The organism is Bacillus sp. SIMBA_154 (assembly GCF_046536015.1).
GTDB classification, from domain to species: domain Bacteria; phylum Bacillota; class Bacilli; order Bacillales; family Bacillaceae; genus Bacillus; species Bacillus pumilus_P.
In genome coordinates this window covers 1-408 of record NZ_JAWJBV010000076.1, presented here as the reverse complement: position 1 = coordinate 408, position 408 = coordinate 1, and the positions used below count along the sequence as shown (strand labels likewise).

1 protein-coding gene is annotated in these 408 nt (G+C 45.6%); it reads right to left on the bottom strand.

What is annotated here, in order from left to right:
- Positions 1 to 85: 85 nt before the first annotated feature.
- Entirely contained in the window at positions 86 to 367 is a 282-nt protein-coding gene (spoIIID, locus tag R0K30_RS21165) for a sporulation transcriptional regulator SpoIIID (RefSeq protein WP_410612724.1), read from the bottom strand.
- Between the last annotated feature and the right edge of the window lie 41 nt (positions 368 to 408).

The following is a 408-nucleotide window of genomic DNA, read 5'->3' as shown; positions in this document are numbered from 1 at the left end:
GAACGATATAAGTTCTTGACAAAATTTTGCGGATATTCGCGAAACCGCCCGGGAGGAGAAAAAAGGGCCCGGCAGACGTCAGGCGCTACGGCTGCTGAACGGGCTCCCCTTCAAGAATTTCATCCTTCTTGTACTTTAATTTCGTCGCCTCTCCCCCTCTTAAATGTCTGATGGATTTATGATAATCGAGTATTTCTTTTACTTCATTCGCCAAGTCAGGATTGATTTCAGGCAGGCGCGCTGTCAGATCTTTGTGTACGGTACTTTTGGAAACACCAAACTCTTTCGCAATGACACGAACGGTTTTTTTCGTCTCCACGATATACTTACCAATCTTGATTGTTCGCTCTTTGATGTAATCGTGCACACCACTCGACCTCCCCAGTTGGATGTGAGAAGTGTGAAATG